Source organism: Acinetobacter bereziniae (assembly GCF_016576965.1).
GTDB lineage: Bacteria > Pseudomonadota > Gammaproteobacteria > Pseudomonadales > Moraxellaceae > Acinetobacter > Acinetobacter bereziniae.
In genome coordinates this window covers 2380655-2405413 of record NZ_CP066119.1, presented here as the reverse complement: position 1 = coordinate 2405413, position 24759 = coordinate 2380655, and the positions used below count along the sequence as shown (strand labels likewise).

General features: G+C 38.1%; 21 protein-coding genes and 1 pseudogene. 14 read left to right on the top strand and 8 right to left on the bottom strand.

Annotation, left to right across the window (positions count from 1 at the left end; all coding sequences use genetic code 11):
- Positions 1–145: 145 nt before the first annotated feature.
- Together I9192_RS11345 and alc are read right to left on the bottom strand one after the other, a co-directional pair.
- Positions 146–640, bottom strand: coding sequence for an ureidoglycolate lyase (locus I9192_RS11345; protein WP_200149809.1), 495 nt, complete (start codon positions 638–640; stop codon positions 146–148).
- Positions 641–644: 4 nt separating this feature from the next.
- Positions 645–1652: an allantoicase gene (gene alc, locus I9192_RS11340; RefSeq protein WP_200149808.1), complete on the bottom strand. Its 1008-nt coding sequence runs from the start codon at positions 1650–1652 to the stop codon at positions 645–647.
- A gap of 212 nt (positions 1653–1864) precedes the next feature.
- Here alc and hpxO point away from each other — a divergent pair, with 212 nt between their 5' ends.
- Entirely contained in the window at positions 1865–3022 is a 1158-nt protein-coding gene (gene hpxO / locus I9192_RS11335; protein WP_200149807.1) for an FAD-dependent urate hydroxylase HpxO, read from the top strand.
- A gap of 173 nt (positions 3023–3195) precedes the next feature.
- On the opposite strand, the gene I9192_RS11330 is transcribed toward hpxO, so the two are convergent.
- Positions 3196–4128, bottom strand: a complete 933-nt coding sequence (locus I9192_RS11330) for a LysR family transcriptional regulator (protein WP_042088758.1) — start codon at positions 4126–4128, stop codon at positions 3196–3198.
- Between the two features lie 289 nt (positions 4129–4417).
- On the opposite strand from I9192_RS11330, the gene I9192_RS11325 reads away from it, so the two are divergent.
- On the top strand, positions 4418–5473 hold the full coding sequence (locus I9192_RS11325; RefSeq protein WP_200149806.1) for a Rieske 2Fe-2S domain-containing protein: 1056 nt from the start codon (positions 4418–4420) through the stop codon (positions 5471–5473).
- 193 nt (positions 5474–5666) lie between these two features.
- Here the strand turns inward: I9192_RS11325 and yddG are convergent, their stop codons facing one another.
- A complete protein-coding gene (gene yddG / locus I9192_RS11320; protein WP_004830705.1) occupies positions 5667–6593 on the bottom strand; it encodes an aromatic amino acid DMT transporter YddG in 927 nt (308 codons plus the stop codon).
- A 623-nt stretch (positions 6594–7216) separates the two neighbouring features.
- Between yddG and I9192_RS11315 the strand changes: the two genes are divergently transcribed.
- Positions 7217–9421, top strand: coding sequence for an OsmC domain/YcaO domain-containing protein (locus I9192_RS11315; protein WP_200149805.1), 2205 nt, complete (start codon positions 7217–7219; stop codon positions 9419–9421).
- Between the two features lie 86 nt (positions 9422–9507).
- On the opposite strand, the gene I9192_RS11310 is transcribed toward I9192_RS11315, so the two are convergent.
- A complete protein-coding gene (locus I9192_RS11310; protein ID WP_005031638.1) occupies positions 9508–10389 on the bottom strand; it encodes a LysR family transcriptional regulator in 882 nt (293 codons plus the stop codon).
- 166 nt (positions 10390–10555) lie between these two features.
- Here I9192_RS11310 and I9192_RS11305 point away from each other — a divergent pair, with 166 nt between their 5' ends.
- The 8 genes from I9192_RS11305 (at position 10556) to I9192_RS11270 (ending at position 20735) form a co-directional block, all read left to right on the top strand.
- Positions 10556–12073 (top strand): CoA-acylating methylmalonate-semialdehyde dehydrogenase, encoded by a 1518-nt coding sequence (locus I9192_RS11305; protein WP_100885265.1) that lies wholly within the window; start codon positions 10556–10558, stop codon positions 12071–12073.
- Positions 12074–12088: 15 nt separating this feature from the next.
- The gene (gene mmsB / locus I9192_RS11300) at positions 12089–12979 is read left to right on the top strand and encodes a 3-hydroxyisobutyrate dehydrogenase (RefSeq protein WP_004830714.1); all 891 of its coding nucleotides are present in this window, start codon (positions 12089–12091) and stop codon (positions 12977–12979) included.
- A 94-nt stretch (positions 12980–13073) separates the two neighbouring features.
- A complete protein-coding gene (locus I9192_RS11295; protein ID WP_200149804.1) occupies positions 13074–14735 on the top strand; it encodes an AMP-binding protein in 1662 nt (553 codons plus the stop codon).
- A gap of 63 nt (positions 14736–14798) precedes the next feature.
- On the top strand, positions 14799–15926 hold the full coding sequence (locus I9192_RS11290; RefSeq protein ID WP_005031633.1) for an acyl-CoA dehydrogenase family protein: 1128 nt from the start codon (positions 14799–14801) through the stop codon (positions 15924–15926).
- 45 nt (positions 15927–15971) lie between these two features.
- A complete protein-coding gene (locus tag I9192_RS11285; protein WP_005031632.1) occupies positions 15972–16745 on the top strand; it encodes an enoyl-CoA hydratase in 774 nt (257 codons plus the stop codon).
- Between the two features lie 15 nt (positions 16746–16760).
- Positions 16761–17786, top strand: coding sequence for an enoyl-CoA hydratase/isomerase family protein (locus I9192_RS11280; protein ID WP_200149803.1), 1026 nt, complete (start codon positions 16761–16763; stop codon positions 17784–17786).
- Between the two features lie 148 nt (positions 17787–17934).
- The gene (locus I9192_RS11275) at positions 17935–19272 is read left to right on the top strand and encodes an MFS transporter (protein WP_200149802.1); all 1338 of its coding nucleotides are present in this window, start codon (positions 17935–17937) and stop codon (positions 19270–19272) included.
- Positions 19273–19493: 221 nt separating this feature from the next.
- Positions 19494–20735 carry an acetamidase/formamidase family protein gene (locus tag I9192_RS11270; protein WP_199936511.1) on the top strand — a complete coding sequence of 414 codons (1242 nt, stop codon included), beginning with the start codon at positions 19494–19496 and terminating at the stop codon, positions 20733–20735.
- 136 nt (positions 20736–20871) lie between these two features.
- On the opposite strand, the pseudogene I9192_RS11265 reads toward I9192_RS11270, so the two are convergent.
- A pseudogene (locus I9192_RS11265) lies at positions 20872–21063 on the bottom strand (alpha/beta hydrolase); the annotation flags it as partial.
- Between the two features lie 344 nt (positions 21064–21407).
- On the opposite strand from I9192_RS11265, the gene I9192_RS11260 reads away from it, so the two are divergent.
- Both I9192_RS11260 and I9192_RS11255 read left to right on the top strand, forming a co-directional pair.
- Positions 21408–21950 carry a YbhB/YbcL family Raf kinase inhibitor-like protein gene (locus tag I9192_RS11260; protein ID WP_042088775.1) on the top strand — a complete coding sequence of 181 codons (543 nt, stop codon included), beginning with the start codon at positions 21408–21410 and terminating at the stop codon, positions 21948–21950.
- Between the two features lie 73 nt (positions 21951–22023).
- A complete protein-coding gene (locus I9192_RS11255) occupies positions 22024–22827 on the top strand; it encodes a helix-turn-helix transcriptional regulator (protein WP_200149801.1) in 804 nt (267 codons plus the stop codon).
- A 70-nt stretch (positions 22828–22897) separates the two neighbouring features.
- On the opposite strand, the gene I9192_RS22325 is transcribed toward I9192_RS11255, so the two are convergent.
- A complete protein-coding gene (locus I9192_RS22325) occupies positions 22898–23449 on the bottom strand; it encodes a DUF6685 family protein (protein ID WP_228289319.1) in 552 nt (183 codons plus the stop codon).
- A 63-nt stretch (positions 23450–23512) separates the two neighbouring features.
- On the opposite strand from I9192_RS22325, the gene I9192_RS11245 reads away from it, so the two are divergent.
- Positions 23513–24259 carry an IS5 family transposase gene (locus tag I9192_RS11245; protein WP_005032014.1) on the top strand — a complete coding sequence of 249 codons (747 nt, stop codon included), beginning with the start codon at positions 23513–23515 and terminating at the stop codon, positions 24257–24259.
- Between the two features lie 22 nt (positions 24260–24281).
- Here the strand turns inward: I9192_RS11245 and I9192_RS11240 are convergent, their stop codons facing one another.
- Positions 24282–24632 (bottom strand): hypothetical protein, encoded by a 351-nt coding sequence (locus tag I9192_RS11240; protein ID WP_227567326.1) that lies wholly within the window; start codon positions 24630–24632, stop codon positions 24282–24284.
- Positions 24633–24759 lie beyond the last annotated feature (127 nt).

The following is a 24759-nucleotide window of genomic DNA, read 5'->3' as shown; positions in this document are numbered from 1 at the left end:
CTAAATGCATTGAAAGCCTGAGAAAAGGAATCGAGGATACTGGTCTTTATGATAATTAAATTATGGTTTTATAGCGTTTGTGTCGCATAAATCTATGTTACTTTGGCTTATTACTGAACCCAATGGTTTAGCAATAAGCCGATGATTAAAAAGTTAACACAATATTTTCTTCGAATGGAAAGATATCACAATTATGACCTTCTCCAATACGATCGACCACGACAAAATCACTCGGTGCTTCAAGCGTCAATAATGGATGATGCCAAGTTCCTTTGTGATAATTAATGGCTTGTTTTCCATTACTGATAAATGCATAAATGTGTGCTAGATCAGGCGTATTTTGGTCAAGTTGTGTTGCAACGACAATTAAAAAAGATTGACCATGCATCGGAATAAAGGCTTGTGAACCTTGAGGATGGCGTTCAAGCATTTTGATTGTACAGGGAACAGTTGTTTTTTGAATATTCCGAAAAATACTTAAACCGACTTGTCCTGTATTGGTTTGTGCTAAAGCTAAGGCATGATAACGTTCGGTTAGCGCATTATTGATCGGAAAAAAATCATTGCCTTCACAGGAAATCACGTCACCAAAAGGTGCAAAAGCATCTTTGCTGAGTGGTTGAATTTGGATATAGTTCATGAGATCAGTCAATGATTTTCCCCCATAGACGAATCCGACTGATGCCCCCATCTGGAATCATGTTGACGCGGATATGAGAAATTTTTTCATGTTTTAAAATTTCATCGATGTATAGATGGATATGATCCATTTGCATATCTTGGGGATGTAATAAATAAGACCAAAACATACTTTGTGGAATTAATTGCGGGTCTGTCGCATTTTCAACATAAGTGGCTTGAATGGAGACTTGAGCAGGGTAATTACCTTTAAAATGTGCAGTATCGATTTCAATTTTTTCAATCAAACCATTTTTGCCGAGTGCTAAAACACACCAATCAAAGCCAGGGGTTCGACGGCGTTTTGTTTCCCAGCCATCTCCCATATTGATTCCACGTCCTGGATTGATCAAATTACGAGGGTGTCCAAAATGGGCATCACTATAAGCTATTACCCGCCCACCATTTTCCAATGCCAATAAATCTAAAGTCTGTATTTGGTCTTGAATCTGAATACTCACTTCACCATAAACTCTAAAACGTGCAATACCGCCATCTGGGAAAATATTTAATCGAACATGGGTAAAAATATCTTCACTTTTCACATTGAAGAGATGATGTTGGCTAGGTCCAAGTATAGAATTGGCTAAAATGGGTTGCCACAGTGCATCATTCAGGTTCCCATTTGGTGCATAACATGCCTCTATAGCAGCCGATGCAGGGTAGTTGCCGGTAAAAAAAGTAGTATCTATGTCAAATGCACTGATTTTACCTGCAACTCCCAATTCAATAATTGCCCAATCATAACCTGAATGACGCTTACGGCGGGTTTCCCAACCATCCATCCACTTACCGTGGTCATCAAATTTATCTTCGACAAAAATAGGCGCATCGAATTGCAACATTCGTGAAGCCTCAGCAAAAAAATCATCTGAACATTCAAGTACTTTTGCCCCAATTCGGGGATCTGCCAAATTTGTATATCGCTGTAAATGTGCAGGAAGTTCAAAACTTGGTGCAAGTAAAGTTGCCATATTTATTTACCATTCATATTACTATTCACATTAATAGAAGCGTTGTTATCAGTGACAAATATTTTATAAGCACTCATAAAAACAATATCTTATGGCACTTATCATGCACAGCCTATGCCAATTCTTCTCTAAAAATGTATGGATTTTTATATAAATGGCACGTTTTTAGCATTTTAGGCAACAGTGCGAGAAAACAATCAGAGGAGAAATAGATGGAGATTACAATTATTGGTGCAGGTATGGGAGGACTAACCGCTGGTATTGCACTAAAAAAATTCGGTCATACGGTCACCATCTACGAACAAACTGAGCAGATCAGGGCTGTAGGAGCAGCAATTTCGTTATGGTCAAATGGCGTGAAGTGCTTAAATTACTTGGGCTTAACGAAACAAATTGCCAAACTTGGTGGTCAAATGGATCATTTAGCCTATTTCGATGGTTTAACGGGCGATAAAATGACGCAATTTAGTTTACTGCCATTAATTGAAGAGGTTGGACAACGTCCGTATCCAGTCTCGCGTGCAGATTTACAAAATATGTTGATGGATGAGTTTGGTCGAGACGATATTCACCTTGGAAAAAAAATGGTGGCGTTAAAACAAATCGATCAACATGTTCAGGTTACATTTGCAGATGGAACTGAAATTACCACAGCACTGGTAGTTGGTGCCGATGGCACACATTCCTTGACACGCCAGTATGTTTTAGGTGAGCAGGTTGAACGACGCTATGCGGGATATGTCAACTGGAATGGTTTGGTTGAAATTTCTGATCAGTTGGCACAAGCAGATCAATGGACAACATTTGTTGGTGATGGAAAACGAGTTTCGTTGATGCCGATTGCTGAAAATCGCTTTTACTTTTTCTTTGATGTTCCATTGCCTGTGGGTTTAGACAATAACAAAAGCCAATATAAAACTTTATTTAAGCAATATTTTCAGCATTGGTGTGCACCTGTACAAAACCTAATTGAGGCAATAGATGTAGAAACCACCAATCGTGTAGAAATTCATGATATTGAACCTTTTACCCAATTTTATAAAGGGCGTGTAGTGATCATGGGCGATGCTGCACACAGTACCACTCCTGATATTGGTCAAGGAGGTTGTCAAGCCATGGAGGATGCGATCTATTTGGCAAGAGCATTGCAGATCAATACTTTAGGTTTAGAAGATGCATTAAAACGTTATCAAAATAAACGCAATGAGCGTGCCAATGAATTGGTATTGCGCGCGCGAAAACGTTGTGATGTCACGCATATGAAAGATGAGACTGTAACCAAAGAATGGTATGCAGATTTGCGTCGCGAACAAGGTCCTCATATCATGCGTGGCATTATTAATAATATTGTCGGTAATCCTTTGGATTGATATATGGTTATATCGGTTTAATTCAAAGTTGATTTGGGTTAATGACATCTTAGATGTTTATCAACTTTTATTGAGTGCTGACAAGGACGTTAACTTCAATATGCGACAAGATGTGCTTCAGACTGCTGCGTATCTTATAAGAAAATGTATATCAGATTCATCCCCTACAGCGCTTATTGATAATCAATCAATTTGAGCTTAAATCGCTCTATTTGTTCAATCAAATGCTTAATCATGACTTGTGAAACACGAGAAAGCTGTCGCTTTGGTGCAACACATAAGGCTAGTGTTAGTGGGTACAAACCTTTTTCACGAATCGGTTTAAAGCAAAGTTCATCTCGTTCTAAATAAGGATAGACATCGATATAAGAAAGTAGACCTATACCTAAATTTTTCTGAATTAATGACATTATCATTCGGATGTCATTACATTCTAACTGGTGTTGCGGTACAAGTTGATAATGTTTATACAGTGTTTGCACATAATCCTGAATGATTAATGGTGCACTTGGAATTAAATGTTGATCATTTAAGGTATCTGATAAATGGATTTTTTCAGTTTTAGTGAGTGGATGATCTTTAGGTAAAACAAACCCGATTGGAATTTCAACAAATGCTAAAACCTCAAGTTGGTGATGTCCTTTAGGATTCAACAAAATGCCAAAATCAATCTCAGCGTCCATAATCATATTTGAAACTTTTTCACTGTCTTGAATATGAAAGTTAAAATTGATCCAAGGATAGTTCTCATACATATATTGAATAGAATCGAGAACAAAACCATCACTGAGCGCAGTAATCAGCCCACAGTCAATGGTTCCGCGTGAAAGCCCTTGTATTTCATCAAAACGATTACGGGTAAGTTGGAATTCTTTCTGCCATTTGATTAAATCTGCATAGAGTAATTCTCCAGCAAGGGTGAGCTTTAAGCCATTGGGTAAGCGTTCAAATAGATCGATTCCAAATTCTTCTTCAGCTAAAGCAATTTGACGGTGTATTGCAGAAACAGAAATATACAGCTGATCCGCAGCTTTTCTTAAACTCCCTGTTTTTGCAACAGCGATAAAATAATCAGAGAATCGAGAAAAAGTCATATTTATTGGCATATAACGCTGTCCATGGTGATACGGATGACATTTTGCTCATTCTTTCAGTTAAGCAAATAACAAGGTCAGTGAAAAGCTAAGCGATTTCTATGCCAATTTTTCGTTCTAAAATAAAAATAATATTCTTTCAATGTGTTCTAATTTTTAGAATGATCGACATTAAACTTTCTAATAGACAGAATTTAACTAAATTTGTAATTTTAAAGTATGCCTTAAGCACTTAACTGAAATTCAGTACTGCATCATGGCATAGGTTAATGAAGTTAAATATAAAATTTGTGAGTTTAGTATGAACGCCATTCCAGTTCTTCAACTATTTAGCCAACCGCAATGTAGTACATTTGAACCTAAAGACTGGGAGACACTTGCTCAACACTGGTATCCAGTGGCACGTATTCAAGACGTCACAATGCAACCGCAACAAGTCCAGCTGTTAGATGTGAAAATGGCACTCTACCAAACAGAAAGTGGTGCAATTCAATTGGTTCGTGATATTTGTCCTCACCGTGGCGTACCGTTAACAAAAGGCTGGGTAGAGGGTGAGGAGATTATTTGCCCATATCATGGCTTGCATTACAACACCAAAGGACAATGTACCAAGATTCCAGCACAACCTGAACTCAGTAAAATTTCTGAGCGTTTTAGCCTGACAAAATTTCCTGTGGTTTTAAAGTATGGTTTGGTCTGGACCAGTTTATTTAGCCGAGATGAACAGCTAGCAAATTTTCCTGTTTTAGATACATGGGATGATCCAGAGCATCAGGCAATATTGCCTCGATTTGTTGATATTGCAGGCTCTAGTGGTCGTCAATTGGAAGGTTTTATTGATGTTGCACATTTTGCATGGGTGCATCACCAATCTTTTGCAGATGCAAATAATCCGATCGTTCCTAAATACACCACTGAACGAACATATTATGGTTTACACACTGAATATGTCAGCGGTGTGAGTAATTATCCGCATGGCTTACAACATTTAGCACCAGAAGGATTTTTGTGGAAACGTATTTTTGATGTTTATCCACCATTTTCGGCGGTGTTAAAAGTTGAATTTCCACGACAAGGTGTATTAAAAATTTTAAATGCATGTTGTCCTGTTTCATCTAACAAAACCCGTTTATTTGTCCCACTCACACGTAACTTCGATACAACAGGAGATTTACAGGCGGTTTATGATTTCAACGCTCAGATTTTTGCAGAAGATCAGGACATGATCGAAAGTCAAAAACCTGAAGAACTTCCATTAGATATTTCAATGGAAGCCCACTTTGAAGCAGACCGCTCTTCTACCATGTACCGTCGGATTCTCGCTGAGTGGGGCTTAAGTAAACGCTATATTATTTAATTTTTAATGTTTTGTGCTTTGCACCTTCGGGTGCTTTTTTAATGCCTTATAAATCTTTAAAGCATCTTTTATAAAACCTTTCAGCTTAGGTGTCAGTTTATTAAACTTTCTTCCAGTTCTAGAAATAATCTGATAAACCATTTGGTTATGCTAAATTGGTATGCATTATTAAATCAAAAAATTTAAAAATATTTTAATTAAGGACTGCGAGGAATTTATCTTTAAGTTGTTGCCAGTTGGTTGAAACCCAGCATACCAGCGAACCTGCTGTCACTAAAATCACACCATACCAAAATTCTGTAGGTAAACGGGTTTGTAAAATCGTCATGGAAATCACGGTTGAAATGACTGGACTAAAATAAGACAAGGTCACCAAAATGGTAATATTGCCTTTGATAATTCCAATATTCCATGCGGCATAACCCATTGCCATAACAAAAGACACCATGGCTAACAGCGCAAAGGTAGACAGTTCAAAATGCTGGATTACATTAAAGCTAAATTCATGTGACCATAAATATTTTGCCCATAGTACACAACTGATCGCTACAAAAAAGAATGAAATCGGATTGTGTCCATCACTGTATTTTTTGGTAATAACACAATATAACGACCACAACGATGCACCAAGGAAAGCAAGAATATAGCTGGTTGGATTGGCTTGAATATTGGATAAAATATTTGTCCAGTTTAAAGCGCCTTGTCCAGCTTGAATCATGACAATGCCACTTAAACTAATAGCTAAACCAACCACAACAAAAATATTAAATTTGATTTCTTTAAATAGAATCAACATGGCAACCGTTAAGCCAGGCCAAAGATAATTTACTAAACTGACTTCGATCGCTTGTTGAGCCGTTTGTGCTAGAGCGATTGCATAAGAAAAACACAACTCATAAATCACAAAGAGCAAAGTTGAAAAGATTAAATATTTCTTTGAAATGAGTTTTAAATTTGGAATTTTAAAGAAGAGCAACAAAATACATGTGCTTAAGCTATACATAAGTAGTACTGCTAAATCTGCGCCCATACTAAAACTGATTTTTTTCAGTAAACCTACGATGGATGACCACTGCAAAATTGCACTGAAACCAATCAGTGTAGCGAGATTTTTTGACATAGCAAACTTCAGATTTTAGGGGCTGTTGATTTTTCATAAAAGGCTTTCGTTGTTTATTTACAACGCAAGCCACAGCGGGGAGAGTGGTATTTTTGTCACAACGTTGTTAGCTTGCTAAACAATGCACCTCAGCATATAGCATGACTAGATTCCGTATTCAGTGTGAATATCACCTAAACAACAGGCGTAGTCAAAAACATAGACGATTACTCAACAGACCCTTATTGATACAGAATTTTATGAAAGGTAAAATAATGTAAGTAATTATAACTTAAACATTCGATGAAAAGGCACACTAGGTCTCGCTTTCAGATGGAAATTACAAAAAATATTTTTGGAAAAAACACTTATTGGTTTCTTATTCAATAAAAAATTCAACTGATCTATGCAGTATTGAGCAGATAAACATTTGATGCTCACACAGGATGATTTAGATAGATTTTCGATTAGCGCCAGACAAGCATTATCAATTTAATAAAATAATTCTATAATAGCGCCCATTCTGACTAATATTCGTTGATGTTAGTTTCTTTTTAAGTCAATTTGTTGTGTGTTATTTGACTTATTTTCAATATTTAAATTTATGTGTCCGTGTTCACACATAAGATTCTTTAGGTGCCCACATGGAAATCAAGGTTAATTATCTCGATAATCTTCGACAAGAAGCGAAGTTCGATGATTTTACCGTTATTGCTGATCAGCCAATTCGCTATAAGGGTGATGGTTCTGCACCGGGTCCTTTTGATTATTTTCTTGCATCATCTGCGTTATGTGCAGCTTATTTTGTTAAAGTTTATTGTGCTGCACGAAATATCCCGACTGATAACATTCGTTTATCTCAAAACAATATTGTTGATCCAGAAAATCGTTATAAACAAATTTTTAAAATTCAAGTCGAACTTCCTGCTGATATTTCTGACAAAGATCGCCAAGGGATTTTACGTTCGATTGACCGTTGTACAGTTAAAAAAGTCATTCAAACAGGTCCTGAATTTGTCATTGAAGAAGTTGAAAGCATTGATGCTGATGCGCAAGCTTTGCTGATGCCAAACTTAGCAAAAGAAAGTTCAACTTATATTGAAGGTAAAGATTTACCTTTAGAGGAAACCATTGCCAATATGTCAGAGATTCTGGCAGGTTTGGGCATGAAAATAGAAATTTCCTCTTGGCGAAATATTGTTCCCAATGTTTGGTCATTACACATTCGGGATGCACAGTCACCTATGTGTTTTACCAATGGTAAAGGTGCAACCAAAGAAAGCGCTTTGGCATCTGCTTTGGGCGAATTTATTGAACGTTTAAACTGTAATTTCTTCTACAACGATCAGTTTTGGGGGGAAGAGATTGCCAATGCTGAGTTTGTGCATTATCCAGATGAAAAATGGTTTCAACCAGGTCCAAATGGTGAACTCCCTAAAGAAATTCTGGATGAATATACTTTAGAGATTTATAACCCAGACAATGAATTGTTAGGTACGCATCTCTATGACACCAACTCAGGCAATACAGCACGAGGGATTTGCTCGTTGCCTTTTGTACGTCAGTCTGATCAGGAAGTGGTTTATTTTCCTTCAAATTTGATTGAAAACTTATATTTAAGTAATGGTATGAGTGCTGGAAATACTTTAGCCGAAGCGCAAGTCCAATGTTTATCTGAAATTTTTGAACGTGCAGTTAAACGAGAAATTCTGGAAGGTGAAATTACTCTTCCTGATGTACCTGGAGATGTTTTAGCCAAGTATCCACGTATTATTGAGGGTATTAAAGGTCTAGAAGAACAGGGCTTCCCAGTCTTAGTTAAAGATGCATCGTTGGGTGGTGAATTTCCAGTGATGTGTGTCACCTTAATGAATCCGCGTACAGGTGGCGTATTTGCATCGTTTGGTGCGCATCCTAAGCTTGAAGTGGCTTTGGAGCGTAGCTTGACTGAGTTATTACAAGGTCGAAGCTTTGAAGGTTTAAATGATTTACCTAAGCCGACCTTTAGCAGTAATGCCGTGACTGAACCGAATAACTTTGTTGAACATTTTATTGATTCAAGTGGTGTGGTGTCTTGGCGTTTCTTTAGTGCTCAAGCTGACCATGACTTTGTCGAGTGGGACTTTAGCAGTACAGGTGAAAATGCCAATGCTGATGAAGTTGCAACCATGATGGGCATACTTGAACAAATGGGTAAAGAAGTTTATATGGCGGTCTATGAGCATTTAGGTGCAACTGCATGCCGTATTATCGTGCCAGATTATTCTGAAATTTATTTGGTCGAAGACTTAATTTGGGACAATACCAATAAAGCCTTGTTGTTCCGTGAAGATATCTTAAATTTACATCGTTTGGATGATGATCAGCTTGAAGCTTTGGTTGAGCGTCTTGAAGAAGTTGAGGTTGATGACTATACCGATATCGTGACGTTAATTGGTATTGAGTTTGATGATAATACAGTGTGGGGACAACTCACTATTCTTGAGTTAAAACTGTTAATTTATCTTGCTTTACAGCAGTTTGAAGAAGCCAAAGACTTGGTGGAACAGTTCCTTCAATACAACACCAATACCGTTGAACGTGGTTTGTTCTATCAGTGTATGAATGTCATGCTCGAAGTCGAACTGGATGACGAGATGGATCTGGATGACTATGAAGCGAATTTCCGCCGTATGTTTGGTGATGAGCGTATGGATGCAGTGATTGGCTCTCTAGAGGGAAGCATTCGTTTTTATGGTTTAACAGAAACCAGCATGAAGCTAGAGGGTTTAGACCGTCATTTACGTTTGATTGACAGTTATAAAAAATTGCATAAGGCACGTGCTAAAGCGGTGGGTCTAGCAAACTAACAATGTGTTCTTGAAAAGTATGACCATCAAATAACTTTGCTGGTCATACACCGTTCAAATAAAGCTTTGTCATTTAGGAAGATTGATTAATCCATCAATAAATTCTGATATTTGTCCGCCTGTGCTCTTAAAAAATCCCAGACCAATTTAATACGGGGTTCGTGCTGTAAATCAACCAAAGTCAGCATCCAAAAGGTATGAATAAAGCGAACTTCTTCTGCTAAAACCTGTTCAAGTTCAGGTTTATTGTCCGCTAAAAATTTGGGCAAAATTGCCAATCCAGCACCAGCACTGACAGCGATCTGTTGGGCTAAAATACTGCTACTTCGAAAATTAGCATTCAGTTGTAAAGGTAAACGTTCTAAACAATACAGTTCAGGGCTGTAAATTAAATCATCAATATAATTCACAAATTTATGATTTTTTAAATCTTCAAGTTTTTTAATGGGTTGGGTGCATTCTAAATAGGTTTTACTGCCATAAATTTTAAGGCAATAATCCGTTAAGCGGGTAATAATATAAGGACCAGATTTAGGACGATCAATTGAAATTACAATATCAGCTTCACGATGCGAAAGTTTAATCATTTTAGGCACAGGGATGAGATCAATAGTGAGCAGTGGATATTGCTTGGATAATTCTGCCAATAACTGAGCTAAAAAAGCAGTACCAAAGCCCTCTGGTGTGCCAATTCGCACATGTCCCTGCAAAGGTAAGTTCGGTTTTTCAATTTGCAAAAAGGCTTGTTCCATCTGTTCGACACGAGGTACAAGTGCTAAACCTTCCTGTGTAAGTTCATAGCCCGTTGCTTCTCTTCTAAATAATGGTGTACCTAAAGCAAGCTCTAAAGCCTGTATTCGTCGAGATACTGTGCTGTGTTCAACCCCAATGATCCGTGCAGTATTGGTAAGCGTTTTTGCGCGAGCCAGCACCAAAAAAAACTGTAAGTGATCCCAATCTACTTTCATTGTTCAAGATGTCCTTGTGCATATTTGCACATTCATTGTGCGTTAATTTCTATTGGTCATCTATATTTTCTTTGTTAGTTTGAATTGAAACAGAGCTGATGAAAATACTGCTTTTGGCTATTTTCTAAGAAAGTAACAACAAAAAAATAGTGCCTATGGAGAGGTTATGAACACGATGTCAAATATTCATTCGACGACGGCTAAATTATTAATTAATGGAAAATTTACCGAATCCAATACAACCGAATGGCAAGATATTTTAAATCCTGCAACACAGGAAGTTCTGGGTCGTGTACCTATGGCGACTTTGAATGAAGTGGATGCGGCAATTGCGGCTGCACAGGAAGCTTTTAAAACTTGGCGTTTAACACCAATCCAAGCACGCATGCGCATTATGCTCAAGTTACAGGATTTAATCCGTGACAACATGAAAGATATTGCCCGTGTGTTGACTGCTGAACAAGGCAAAACTTTGGCAGACGCAGAAGGTGATATTCAACGTGGTTTAGAAGTGGTTGAACATGCTTGTTCAATTGGCACTTTACAAATGGGCGAATATATCGAAGGTGTGGCACGTGGTGTAGACACCTATACCTTGCAACAACCACTGGGCGTATGTGCAGGTATCACTCCATTCAACTTTCCTGCCATGATTCCTTTATGGATGTTTCCAATGGCAATCGTGTGCGGCAACACCTTTGTTCTTAAACCTTCTGAGCAAGATCCATTATCGACCATGATGTTGGTTGAGTTGGCTGTACAAGCAGGCGTTCCAGCAGGTGTATTGAATGTTGTTCATGGCGGTAAAGAAGTAGTGGATCGTCTATGTACACATCAAGATATTAAAGCAATTTCTTTTGTCGGTTCAACTGCTGTGGGCACACATGTCTATAACTTAGCGGGTCAACATGCTAAACGTGTGCAATCTATGATGGGGGCAAAAAACCATGTTGTGGTAATGCCAGATGCCAATAAAGAACAAACCTTAAATGCCTTGGTGGGTGCTGCTTTTGGTGCTGCTGGGCAACGATGCATGGCGCTTTCTGTTGCGGTGATGGTGGGTGAAACCAAAAACTGGGTTGATGAATTAGTCGAAAAAGCCAAGACCTTAAAAGTCAATGCAGGGCATGAACCTCAAACCGATATTGGTCCTGTTATTTCTCCACGTGCCAAAGCCCGTGTTATAGATTTAATCAATAGTGGTGTTGAACAAGGCGCTCAATTATTGCTTGATGGTCGCGATGTAAAAGTGGCTGGCTATGAACATGGTAATTTTGTGGGAGCAACTATTTTCAACCAAGTCACAACCGATATGCGCATTTATACAGAAGAAATTTTTGGTCCTGTGCTCGCCATTATTCATGTTGATACGCTTGAACAAGCTATGGAGTTGGTCAATGCAAATCCATTTGGAAATGGCGTAGGTTTGTTCACTCAAAGCGGTGCGATTGCCCGCACTTTCCAAAACAACATTGATATAGGACAAGTCGGCATTAATATTCCAATTCCTGTACCTGTTCCGTTCTTTAGCTTTACAGGTTCACGAGGTTCGAAACTCGGAGACTTAGGACCTTATGGCAAGCAAGCCGTGCAGTTCTATACGCAAACCAAAACCATTACTAGCCGTTGGTTTGAAGATACACAAGAAAAAGGTGAAGTGAATACCACCATTAGCTTGCGTTAATCGAGGAGTTCAAGGATGAATATTGCATTTATTGGTCTAGGTAATATGGGCGGTAAGATGGCTCATAATCTCCTCAAAGCTGGTTTAAAGGTACATGGCTTTGATTTGAGTGAAGTTGCCATTGCTCATTTTACTGAAGCAGGAGGCATTGCACATGTCAACCCACAAGCTGCTGCTGAACAAGCCGATGTGGTGATTACTATGCTCCCAGCTGCAAAACATGTCAAAGAGGTTTATTTGGGTGAAAATGGCGTACTTGCAGTACTCAAAAAAGGTAGTTTATGCATAGACAGCAGTACCATTGATCCACAAACAATCAAAGACATTGCAGTCGTAGGCGCAGAGCAAGGGATTCAAGTATGCGATGCACCAGTATCAGGCGGTACGATTGGTGCACAAGCAGGAACACTGACATTTATGGTCGGTACAGACTTAAATACCTTTGAACAAGTTCAATCTGTACTCAAACCGATGGGCAAAAATATCGTGCACTGTGGCGAAGTGGGTGCAGGTCAAATTGCGAAAATTTGCAATAATCTTATTTTAGGCATTTCGATGGCAGCCGTTGCTGAAGGCATGGCACTTGGCGCAAAACTCGGTATTGATCCGCAAGCTTTAGCAGGGGTGATCAATAGCTCAAGTGGTCGTTGCTGGAGTTCTGAAGTCTGTAACCCTTGGCCGGGTATTTCTGCAAATGCACCTGCTGGGCGTGGCTATAGTGATGGTTTTGCCACGCAATTGATGTTGAAAGATCTTGGTCTAGCCATTGAAGCAGCAGGGCAAGTCAAACAACCTGTTCTTTTAGGTGGTTTGGTTCAGCAGTTGTATCAGCAACTGTGTATGCAAGGAAATGCCCAGCTCGATTTTTCTAGCATTATCCAACAATACTTAGCGAAAGAAGCTTAATCCAAATATCAGCCATTTCACCATCAAAGGATGGTGAAAGCTATAGATTCACTCGTGTCATGAATAACAATAAATCCAGACTGGAGTAAATAATATGTCGAATTATCATCAAGTTGCTAATTCATTTAATTTAGACGGTGCAGTAAAAGCAATGTTATCGGGTTCAGTCGAGCAACTGAACGCATGTTATGAATGCTGCGATCGACATGCAGATGCTGATAGCGAAAAAATTGCCTTATATTGGCAAGGCAAAGATGGACGCAAACAACAGTATACGTTTAGTCAACTGAAAAAGTGGTCGAGTCAGTTTGCTAACTTTTTAAAATCACAAGGTATCCAAACAGGCGATCGTATTTCGGGTTTACTACCAAGAACACCAGAATTGCTGGTTGTGATTTTGGGAGCTTGGCGAATTGGTGCAGTTTATCAGCCACTTTTTACTGCATTTGGTCCCAAAGCCATTGAACATCGTCTTCAATTGGCAAAAAGTAAATTGGTCGTAACTGATACAGCGAATCGAAGCAAATTGGATGAAATCGCACAATGTCCACAAATAATGACGGTTGCTGATCAGCATGGTCATGGTGTTATGGATGGCGATTTAGATTTTTGGCAAAAGGTCGAACAACAGTCTGAACACTGTGATTTGGTCATGCAAAATATTCAAACTCCATTTTTGTTGATGTTTACCTCGGGAACCACTGGACCTGCGAAACCCTTAGAAGTACCACTCAAAGCCTTAATTGCTTTCGGTAATTACATGAAAGATGCCATTGGCTTACGTGAAGAAGATAACTTTTGGAATATTGCTGACCCAGGTTGGGCATATGGTCTGTACTATGGCATTACAGGACCATTGTTGTTGGGGCATGCAACTTTATTTTATGAAGGCGGTTTTAGCATCGAAAGTTTATGTCAAATTATTGAGGATTATAAAATTACCAATTTGGCAGGCGCACCGACCGCTTATCGTATGATGATGGCTGCAGATCCTGCCCAAATGGCGCAACTGAAAGGTAAATTTCGTGTAGTCAGTAGTGCCGGTGAACCTCTAAATCCTGAAGTTTTCCGCTGGTTTAAACAGGCACTCGATGCACCTATTTTCGATCATTATGGACAAACTGAGGTTGGCATGGTGGTGTGTAACCATCATGGTTTGGAACATGAGGTGCGTGTTGGTGCTGCTGGTTTTGCAAGTCCAGGATACCGTGTTGCTGTGCTTGATGAACAAGGCAACGAGCTCCCAGCAGATACACCTGGAATTTTAGCAGTGGATATCCAGCAATCACCGATGATGTGGTTCGGTGGCTATCAAGAAAGCCGTAAATCACCTTTTGTAAAACATTACTATTTAACCGGTGATACTGCTGAACTGCATGCAGATGGCAGCATGAGTTTTGTTGGGCGTAGTGATGATGTGATTACCACCTCAGGCTATCGAATTGGTCCTTTTGATGTAGAAAGTGCTTTACTTGAACACGATGCGGTCATTGAAGCAGCTGTGATCGGTGTTCCTGATGCGGAAAGAACTGAAATCGTCAAAGCTTTTGTGATTTTAGCAGAGCATCAAATTGCTTCTGACAGTTTGGCAGAACAACTGGGGCAATTTGTTAAAAAGCGCTTATCGGCACATGCTTATCCAAGACAAGTGGAGTTTGTGACAGAGCTTCCAAAAACACCTAGTGGCAAAATCCAACGGTTTTTATTGCGTAATCAAGAGATTGCCAAACAACAATTAGAAAAGAATGCAGGTTAGTATAAATCCTGCATAAGCTGAGTAGGCTTTATGCAGGTGATGTAACAGATCAAGGAATGAAAAATGCAATTTACTGAAGAACAATTATTGATTCAGGATATGGCGAAAAATTTCGCTCAAGAACAAATTAAACCTTATGCAGCCGAATGGGATAAACACAGTGTATTTCCAAAAACAGCACTGTCTCAAATGGGACAATTGGGTTTTATGGGGATGTTAATTTCTGAACAATGGGGTGGTTCTGATACAGGAAATTTGGCTTATGTGCTTGCATTAGAAGAAATTGCAGCAGCAGATGGTGCAACTTCAACCATCATGAGTGTACATAATTCTGTGGGTTGTGTGCCGATCGCTAAATTTGGTACGGATGAACAAAAACAAAAATACTTAATGCCCTTAGCGCAAGGGGAAATGATTGGCGCATTTGCTTTGACTGAACCGCATACTGGATCTGATGCCGCAGCACTGAAAACACGCGCAATGAAAGATGGTGATGATTGGGTAATTAACGGTGCTAAACAGTTCATTACGTCTGGTCATAATGCAGGTGTCATTATTGTCTTTGCAGTAACTGATCCTCAAGCAGGTAAAAAAGGGATCAGTGCCTTTATTGTACCGCGTGAAACACCCGGTTATGAAGTCATTCGTACAGAAGAAAAACTGGGTTTACATGCCTCAGATACTTGCCAAATTGCATTGACAGATGTTCGTGTACACCAAAGCTTGATGTTGGGTAAAGAGGGCGAAGGCTTAAAGATTGCCTTGTCTAATCTTGAAGGCGGACGTATTGGGATCTCAGCCCAAGCAGTAGGTTTAGCCCGTGCAGCATTAGAAGAAGCGAGCAAGTATGCCAAAGAACGTATTACTTTTGGGAAACCTATTTTTGAACATCAAGCGATTGCATTTCGTTTAGCCAGTATGGCAACAGAAATCGAAGCTGCACGACAGTTGGTTCACCATGCTGCACGGTTGAAAGAGGCTGGTAAACCCTGTTTGAACGAAGCATCTATGGCAAAACTATTTTCGTCAGAAATGGCTGAACGTGTTTGTTCTTCAGCGCTACAAGTATTTGGTGGTTATGGTTATTTAAAAGACTTTCCTATTGAGCGTATTTATCGTGATGCTCGTATTTGTCAAATTTATGAAGGCACCAGTGACATCCAACGTTTGGTCATTGCACGAAGTTTATAAGTCGTACCACAAGACACTGCGTAGCTACAGATTAGGAATTGAAATATGCAATTTGAAACGATTTTATTGGAAAAGCAAAACGGCGTAGGTTTGATTACGCTTAACCGTCCCAAGGCATTAAATGCATTGAATTCTATGTTGATTGATGAATTAAATTTAGCTTTGGACGATTTAGAAAAAGATCAAAATATTGGCTGTATGGTGCTGGCTGGCTCAGAAAAAGCCTTTGCAGCAGGTGCTGATATTAAAGAAATGGCAGGATTAAACTTTCCCAATATCTATTTTGATGATTTCTTTAACCTTGCCGATCGAATTGCTCAGCGCCGTAAACCTTTAATTGCCGCAGTCAGTGGCTACGCATTAGGTGGTGGATGTGAATTGGCGTTGATGTGTGATTTTATCTACTGTGCTGACAATGCCAAGTTTGGTTTACCTGAAGTAACGCTTGGGGTTATTCCCGGTATAGGCGGAACACAGCGCTTAAGTTTGGCTGTGGGTAAAGCCAAAGCGATGGAAATGTGTCTGACTGCTCGACATATGGAGGCAATTGAAGCTGAACACAGTGGTTTAGTCGCCGGTGTTTTCCCTAAAGATCAACTTTTAGCTGAAACCTTACAAGCAGCTGAAAAGATCGCTGAAAAATCTTTAGTGGCGACAATGATGATCAAAGAGTCGATTAACCGTGCTTTTGAAGTGAGTTTAGCCGAAGGTTTACGTTTTGAGCGTCGTAGTTTTCATTCAATATTCGCGACTTTAGATCAAAAAGAAGGTATGCAAGCCTTTGTAGAAAAGCGCCAAGCACAATTTAAAAATCAATAATAAGAGGATTAAATCATGGACCACGAAAATCATTTAATCATTGAACAGAAAGGCGCTTTAGGCATCATTGTCTTGAATCGTGTATCGAGTCTGAATGCACTGACCTTAGACATGATCCATGGTATTCATCAGCAAATCGAAACTTGGCAACACGATACAACTATTCAGGCGATATTGATTAAATCCAACAGTCCAAAAGCTTTTTGTGCAGGTGGTGATATTCGTTACCTCTATGATCACTTTAAAAATGGCACAGCGGGTCATAAGGAGTACTTCATCGCTGAATATGCCATGCTGAACTGTATACGTGCCTCACAAAAAACGGTTGTGGTGTTACTTGATGGCTATGTTTTGGGAGGCGGTTTTGGCTTGGCTCAGGCATGCCATATTATTGTCAGCAGTGAAAAATCAAGTTTTGCGATGCCCGAAACAGCAATTGGTTTCTTTCCAGATGTCGCAGCCACACATTTCTTATCACGTTTGGATGATATTGGGGTGTATCTGGCGACTACAGGTGACCAGATCACGAGTAGCGATGCCTTATATTTAGATTTGATAGATTATCATGTACCCAGTCAACAGTTTCCTAAACTAGAAGAAGCTTTAAGCCAAACAGATCATTTAAGCAAAGATCATATTGATCAGATCATTTCAAAATTTATCACTCGACCTGTAGAAAGTGAACTCAGTGGATGGGTGGACAATATTCGTAAGCATTTTGGTTTTGAGAACTTAGATGAAATTGAACAAAGCCTTGCCAATGAGTCAGATCAGCAACATCAAGCATGGGCAACTCAAGTTTTAAATACTTTGCAGCAACGTTCCTTATTGGCCAAGCAGACCAGTTTAAGACTGCAATATTTAGGTCGAGGGCTTTCTTTACAGCAATGTATGCAACTTGAACGAGATTTGCAGGATATTTGGTTTGAGCATGGTGATATTTTAGAAGGCGTTCGTGCCCTAATCATTGATAAAGATAAGCAACCAAAGTGGCAAAAAAGCAATCCTGTTTTAGAAAAAATATTGGCTGAACTGGGTTAGCCATAAAGCGCACTGATGCTAAAACGTTATGTTCATTCAAATAAATGAAGGGAGAATCAGAGAAATTTTTAAGTGAATCCAAGGATCATACAAGATATATGGAATATATCTCAATGGATGTAAAAAACGGTTAAGAAGGAATAGAGCAATGAAGGATGTACAAGGAACAAATCCGAATAATAAAAAGTCATCACACCGCTTAGCAGGTATTTCAAGTATGGTGGGGACGACCATTGAATGGTATGACTTTTTTATCTATGGTGCAGCAGCAGCACTGATTTTTAATAAGTTATTCTTTCCCAACTTAGACCCTTTGACAGGTGTTCTTGCGGCATTTGCAACCTACGCTGTTGGTTTTATTGGACGACCATTGGGTGGGATCGTATTCGGACATTTTGGTGACAAAATTGGTCGTAAATCAATGTTGTTGGTGACCTTAATGTTAATGGGTATTCCTACCGTCATGATTGGGCTGTTACCTACATTCGAGTCGATTGGATATTGGGCAACCATTTGCTTAATTATCTTGCGCTTTATCCAAGGCATGGCAATGGGTGGAGAATGGGGCGGAGCAGTGCTGATGGCTGTCGAGCATGCACCTGAAGGTAATAAAGGTTTTTGGGGAAGCTTACCACAAGCCAGTACTGGTGGTGGTCTAATGCTGGCTTCAATTGCTTTAGGTCTGGTTTCGATGTTACCCGAAGAAGCACTATTTAGCTGGGGTTGGAGAATACCGTTTTTAGCCAGTATTGTGTTATTGGGCGTAGGTTGGTATATCCGAGTTAAAGTTCCAGAATCTCCAGATTTCGAGCAGGTTAAACAACAGGCTGAAGAAATTAAAGTCCCTGCATTGCAAGTATTTAAAAATCATCCTAAGGAATTATTGACTATTATATTGTCACGTGCAGCTGAAAATGCGTGGTTCTATCTTGCTTCAACCTTTACCTTGGCATATACCACGACACAGTTAGGTATCGCACGACAAGAAATATTATTTGCGACGATTTGTGGTGCAGGGGTAATTATGGTCATGACCCCACTGTGTGGATATTTATCAGACAAGGTTGGTCAACGGAATATGTTTAGGTTTGGTCTATGCGTCTTAGCACTGTATAGCTATCCATTCTTTGCCATGTTGAATACCAAAGATCCTGTGCTGGTTTGGACTGCGATTGTATTGGCAATTGGCGTTGTATTTCCAATTATGTATGCACCACAATCTCAGCTTTTTGCGCGTCAATTCCCTGCTGAAATTCGTTATAGTGGTATTTCGATCTCTGTACAGTTTGCGGGTGTATTAGGTGGAGGTTTAGCTCCTTTGATTGCGACAAAACTTTTAAGTATCGGTGGTGGTAGCACACATTTGGTCATCACTTATATCGTCAGTTTTGCTGTGATTGCCATCATTGCATCATCATTCTTAAAGCCTGATGTATTTCCAAACAAAGCAAAGTCTTTTGCACAAAAAGAAATTAAATCCTCATAAAATTTAAAATCCTCAGCAACATGTACAGCTTACGCTAAATTCATGTTGCTGTTTTTTTTACCAATAATTAAAAATGCCCGTTATTGGTTCATCACTGTGGCTTTAAACAGCACATTTTCAATTGAAAACCTCTAAATCCTGTGATTTTTTGCTATGGCATGAAACTTGCTGTACTTCACATGCACAATATTTTTATTTTTCAATGATTAAGGGGCTGTTACATGTTTAAGCACACGGTTTTGTCTTTATTTATTTTTGCCACTCTCGGTTCTTCAGTCGCTAAAGCGGATAATTTTAATGTTCTTAAACAGCTTTCCACTAAACCCGTTCAGCTTAAAGAAGGTGAATATAAAGGTAACTATTATGTTCCTTCGACCTTGAATACGATAACGTGGGGATACCTACCAAATAAAGATGCTAAACCTGTACTTTCGGTGCCATCAGGAAGTACCGTGACATTCGATACGGTTTCACATGAAGGCTTGCTTGAAGATCAAGGAAGAGATGCAGAAAAATTCTTTAAGTCTAAGGGTGTTCCAGATGAATATATTTTAGATGAAGCAAAAACTATTACCAAATCTCATCTAAAGCATGATTTTCATAAAGACGGACCACACATCGTGACTGGTCCAATTGCAATTCAAGGCGCACAACCCGGTGATATTTTAAAAGTAGAAGTGATTAAAGTTGAACCTCGTGTGCCTTATGGGGTGATTTCAAATCGTCATGGCAAAGGTGCTTTGGTTGGTGAGTTTCCTAAAAAACCGCAACAGGCGGATGCTTCACCCGAACATCCTGAACGCTATGGTAATGTTTCAGTATTTACCCCCATCGAAAAAAATGCCAAAGGTGAATATGAAGGTGTATTAAAAACTGAATCAGGTAAGTCAATTCGATTCCCGTTGAGCCCGTTCATGGGCATCATGGGTGTAGCACCGAATACTTCAGAACCCGTTCATTCAGTCCCACCTGCAATGTATGGTGGTAATATTGATATTAATGAATTAGGCGCTGGGTCTACAGCTTACTATCCTGTTCAGGTTGCAGGGGCTTTGTTTTACACAGGCGATAGTCATTTTGCGCAAGGTGATGGTGAAGTCGCTTTAACTGCTTTAGAGGCTTCTGCTCGTGCGACTTTAAAGTTTACTTTGTTAAAAGCAGGTAAAGATAAGATTCCGGGGCAAGAGATTGTACAACCCTTAGCAGAAAATGCTGAGTTTTGGATCACACCCGGTTTAGACCCTGACCTTGACGAAGCGATGAAAAAGTCTACACGAGAAGCAATTCGTTTCTTAAATAAAGAATATGGCATTGATGAAGCAATTGCTTATGCTTACTTAAGTGCTGCAACTGATTTTGAAGTGTCTCAAGTCGTCGATAAAACCAAAGGTATTCACGCTAAAATTCGAAAAGCTGATTTTAGAGAGTTTGCTGAAGACGCAAGTAAAGCAACAACACCTTAAATTGATATAGCTATATCGTTCAAAACAGCCTGTTCACTGAATAACAGGCTGTTTGGGTTGTATGAAACATTTAAAACAAAAATATTGAGAGACTGACCTTTTGAACTTGCTTAAGTCTTGTCGTATTGGTTCAGCCTTAATTGATAGCTAACTCAATTTTTTGATAAATTTTTCGGGCTTCTGAGGTGATTGCGGTCATATGAATTGCTCCATGAATCATTCCAGTTAACAGATGTAATTTCACATCAATACCTGCATTTTTTAATCTTTCGGCATAACGCTCAGCATCATCCCTGACTGGATCATATTCACACGCAAAAATAGTTGCGGCAACTTATCTGTCACCAATTTTGCCCTACAAAATTTAAATCAATATCTTGTATTGAAATAAATCATTTAAAAACATAGTTTTAATTTAATATTTAAAATCCATCATAATATCAGTATGAAGATGGGTTTTATAGTATTGCTAGATTAGTAGTCATTTAGGGCATCATCGATGAGTACATTTTTGATTGTAATCAATTTCATATCAGCTATTTATCGACATATTTTTCAATATATTTTCCAATATAATTAAGAATGATTGATTTAGGCGAAAAAATGGCAACTTAGAGAGAATTAAATTTTATTAAAAACATTAAGATACTGTATTTAGACAGGATAAACTTAATGAATAAAAACATTGTGAAATTTATATTTCCGTTGCTCAGTATTTTTTCAGGCTTTACCTATGCGGATGAGTTCAAGCTCAAAAGTACAGACATCACGCAGGGAGAAATCATGAAAAAGAAACATGAATACCAAGGCTTTGGGTGTTCAGGTGAAAACAAATCTCCACAGCTGTCTTGGAGTGGGGCGCCAAAAGCAACCAAAGCTTATGCGATTATGGTTTATGATCCAGATGCTCCCTCAGGCAGTGGATGGTGGCACTGGCAAGCAGTCAATATACCCACCGAAGTCACTTCGATTCCATCAGGTCATGGAAAATTAGAATCTAAAGGAGTCATAAATTTAACAAATGATTTTGGACAAACTGGATTTGGCGGAGCTTGCCCACCAAAAGGTCATGGGATTCATCGTTATCAATTTACGATCTACGCACTTTCTGAGAAGCTAGATCTACCCAAAGGTGCATCAGGTGCATTAACAGGCTACATGGTTAAAGCGCATAGTCTTGCATCAAGTACAATCGAAGCTCTTTATCAAAGATAGGGGCTATTAAATAATCTAATTTGAAAGGAGTGGAATGTAATTAAAATCATGATTACATTCCAAATATTCAATCATGAATGACCTCATTGCTATAGCTAAAACAGCGATCAATCAACAGCAATATTTACCCTTTTCAATTTATTGTTCCCATAAAGAACAAATGATTAGTAACGTACCAATTATAAAGCCATTGCTTATCTTTATTTTAAATGGTGAAAAACAACTTGGAACATCGGAATTGGTCACATGCCAATCAGGAACTTTTGTATTTTTATCGAATAGCTCACGTATAGATATGAGAAATATACCTCATCAAGAGGAATATCTTGCTGTGCTGATCGATTTTGAGCAAGAGGATTTTACTGACTTGCCAATGAACCCTCAGCAGCTTGTTGAATATCTACAGGGGGATATCAATACAATCCTTAAAACTGCACTTTTACAATATATGCAACTCGCAATAATGTCCTCAGCAGGAGTGATGAAATATAGAAAAAAAGAACTGTTGAGCATTCTTTATTATCTTGGATATCGCGATGTTTCCAATATCAATCAAACCCATCGGTTCAGTGAAAAAATACATCGCATGATTGCAAATAATCTAACTTTGGATTGGACTGCTGAGATAATTGCAGCAGATCTTTTTATGAGTAGTTCGACCTTGAGACGTAAATTAAAAAATGAAGGTGAGAATATTCAAGATATTCGGAGTAGAACACGTTTAAGTCATGGATTACATTTGTTGCAAACGACTCAATTGAATATTGGTCACATTGCTAATCAATGTGGTTATCAATCCCAATCAAGATTTACAGAACAATTCAAAGTTTTATTTGGAATGACACCACGAGAAATTCGAAAATCCATAATGAAATGATTACACAAACTTTTGCATCAATCAGCTTAAATAAAAAATTAGGTATATCTCGCTTTTTTTTAATGACTATTCAGATCATAAATTCCTCCAGAAATTCTTTAATATTCTGCTGATTATTTAAAATCGAACATATGCTTGAAGAGGTATTATCCTTTTTAATTATTAAAATTTTAAAATTTTCTAAATCAAGCGTATATGCTTCAATTTTTTTTGAGTAAATAAAGTTTATAAAATGAATAATTGATTCATCTTTAAAAACTATAAAAAGGCAATATTTTTCAAATAATGTATCTAAAATTAAATTATCTATATAAAAGCTATGAAGATTAGTCTCATAAAATTCATTATGATCAAACTCATTACATAGAGTTATAACGCGTCCTAAACGGTGAGAGCCACCACCATTATTAGCCATAATCTTATTATGCCATTGAAATTTATAAAAATCCTGATGATTATCTGTAAAACTATCAGGTGATGGGTTTTCCTTGTCTATAATAGTTTCTGATATCTGTTCTTGATTAAATTTTAGATATTTTTCTCGTTTTTCATCTGATAAGCTTTTCTTTCCTTTAAACAATGTTGCAAGCCACCAACTAGAAATATTAGGGTGTGTTGACACTTTTAGATTAAAAAATAGCGAAGTAGTAAAATTAAATCGCCAAACCCAATTCTACTATTCGCTATGCCTCGTACCATGTTAACAGATCAACACTGGCAAAAGTTGAAAGCTATTTTGCGTAATTTATCCATTCATCTCAACTCAAATTTAAGAAATTTTATTGAAGCGATTCTTTATAGGATAAGAACTGGATGTCCTTGGCGTGACATACCCACTTGCTTTGGACAACCTAACTCTATTTTTAAACGTTTTAATCGCTGGTCAAGTAGTGGTAAGTTACTCACTATATTCAAATTATTATCACTGAATACCGATATGGAATGGCTATTCATCGATGGTTCCCATATTCGTGCTCATCAACATTCTGCGGGTATTGCTGATCAGGCAATCTCTAAAAGTGCAGGAGGAAACTCCTCCAAAATACATTTAGTTGTAGATTCAAATGGGAATCCTATTGATTTCATTATTACTGATGGAACCACGCATGATGTTAAAGTCGCACCTGATTTAATTTCAAAACTCGATTTAAATGAGGTAGAGGTTGTATGTGGAGATAAAGGTTACGATTCAGAGCCATTAAGAGAGCAGATTAGAGCAACTAGAACAAAAGCGAATATACCTAAAAAATCCAATAGCCAATCAAACAATGACCATATGGATTGGTATTTATATAAAATCAGGCACTTAGTAGAAAATATGTTCTGTAGATTAAAGCAATTTCGAGGAATAGCCACTCGATACGACAAGTTAAAACGGAACTATGAAAGTTCTGTTGCATTAGCTTGTATATTTTTATGGCTCCCATTGTAGGTTAAATTATGAACCCTAAATGTCAACAGACCCTAGTATAATCTGAAAAAAGATCTTCATCTCGTGAGCATGATAAAAAACCGACATCTCTTAAATTAATATATTTTCTTTCAACATCTTTTTTTACAAGAAGTTTCAGATATTTTTCTAGTTCTGTTCTACTGTTTGTAAGATTACCATCTAGAGGTCTTAATTTTACTGAATATGTATATGAATCCAATAAAACATCTAATCTTAGTAATTCTTTTGCGCTAATAAAATTTTCATTTTTAAATTTTTTTATTAAATTAAAGTAATTGTATTTGTTTAGCTCCAAATCTACTGTTTTTTTAATTTTAGACTCAATATAAAACGTTCGAATATAGTTTATCATTAATTTACTCTAAAAAAATAAATTTAATTGCTGTTTAACATAAATTAAAATCAAATTAAAAACACTATATTTCTTGCGAAAGTATAAACTATTTTATAATAGACCTCTTGCGAAAGTAGGTTTTTGG

Excerpts from the sequence above, each read along its gene's own strand:
- I9192_RS11255 (WP_200149801.1), top strand. The coding sequence starts at position 22,024 with ATGAATGACCTCATTGCTATAGCTAAAACAGCGATCAATCAACAGCAA.
- hpxO (WP_200149807.1), top strand. The coding sequence starts at position 1,865 with ATGGAGATTACAATTATTGGTGCAGGTATGGGAGGACTAACCGCTGGT.
- I9192_RS11330 (WP_042088758.1), bottom strand. The coding sequence starts at position 4,128 with ATGCCAATAAATATGACTTTTTCTCGATTCTCTGATTATTTTATCGCT.
- I9192_RS11270 (WP_199936511.1), top strand. The coding sequence starts at position 19,494 with ATGTTTAAGCACACGGTTTTGTCTTTATTTATTTTTGCCACTCTCGGT.
- I9192_RS11260 (WP_042088775.1), top strand. The coding sequence starts at position 21,408 with ATGAATAAAAACATTGTGAAATTTATATTTCCGTTGCTCAGTATTTTT.
- I9192_RS11280 (WP_200149803.1), top strand. The coding sequence starts at position 16,761 with ATGGACCACGAAAATCATTTAATCATTGAACAGAAAGGCGCTTTAGGC.
- I9192_RS11345 (WP_200149809.1), bottom strand. The coding sequence starts at position 640 with ATGAACTATATCCAAATTCAACCACTCAGCAAAGATGCTTTTGCACCT.
- I9192_RS11240 (WP_227567326.1), bottom strand. The coding sequence starts at position 24,632 with ATGATAAACTATATTCGAACGTTTTATATTGAGTCTAAAATTAAAAAA.
- I9192_RS11245 (WP_005032014.1), top strand. The coding sequence starts at position 23,513 with ATGCCTCGTACCATGTTAACAGATCAACACTGGCAAAAGTTGAAAGCT.
- I9192_RS11315 (WP_200149805.1), top strand. The coding sequence starts at position 7,217 with ATGGAAATCAAGGTTAATTATCTCGATAATCTTCGACAAGAAGCGAAG.
- I9192_RS11310 (WP_005031638.1), bottom strand. The coding sequence starts at position 10,389 with ATGAAAGTAGATTGGGATCACTTACAGTTTTTTTTGGTGCTGGCTCGC.
- I9192_RS11285 (WP_005031632.1), top strand. The coding sequence starts at position 15,972 with ATGCAATTTGAAACGATTTTATTGGAAAAGCAAAACGGCGTAGGTTTG.
- alc (WP_200149808.1), bottom strand. The coding sequence starts at position 1,652 with ATGGCAACTTTACTTGCACCAAGTTTTGAACTTCCTGCACATTTACAG.
- I9192_RS11325 (WP_200149806.1), top strand. The coding sequence starts at position 4,418 with ATGAACGCCATTCCAGTTCTTCAACTATTTAGCCAACCGCAATGTAGT.
- mmsB (WP_004830714.1), top strand. The coding sequence starts at position 12,089 with ATGAATATTGCATTTATTGGTCTAGGTAATATGGGCGGTAAGATGGCT.
- I9192_RS11305 (WP_100885265.1), top strand. The coding sequence starts at position 10,556 with ATGAACACGATGTCAAATATTCATTCGACGACGGCTAAATTATTAATT.
- I9192_RS11290 (WP_005031633.1), top strand. The coding sequence starts at position 14,799 with ATGCAATTTACTGAAGAACAATTATTGATTCAGGATATGGCGAAAAAT.
- I9192_RS11275 (WP_200149802.1), top strand. The coding sequence starts at position 17,935 with ATGAAGGATGTACAAGGAACAAATCCGAATAATAAAAAGTCATCACAC.
- I9192_RS11295 (WP_200149804.1), top strand. The coding sequence starts at position 13,074 with ATGTCGAATTATCATCAAGTTGCTAATTCATTTAATTTAGACGGTGCA.
- yddG (WP_004830705.1), bottom strand. The coding sequence starts at position 6,593 with ATGTCAAAAAATCTCGCTACACTGATTGGTTTCAGTGCAATTTTGCAG.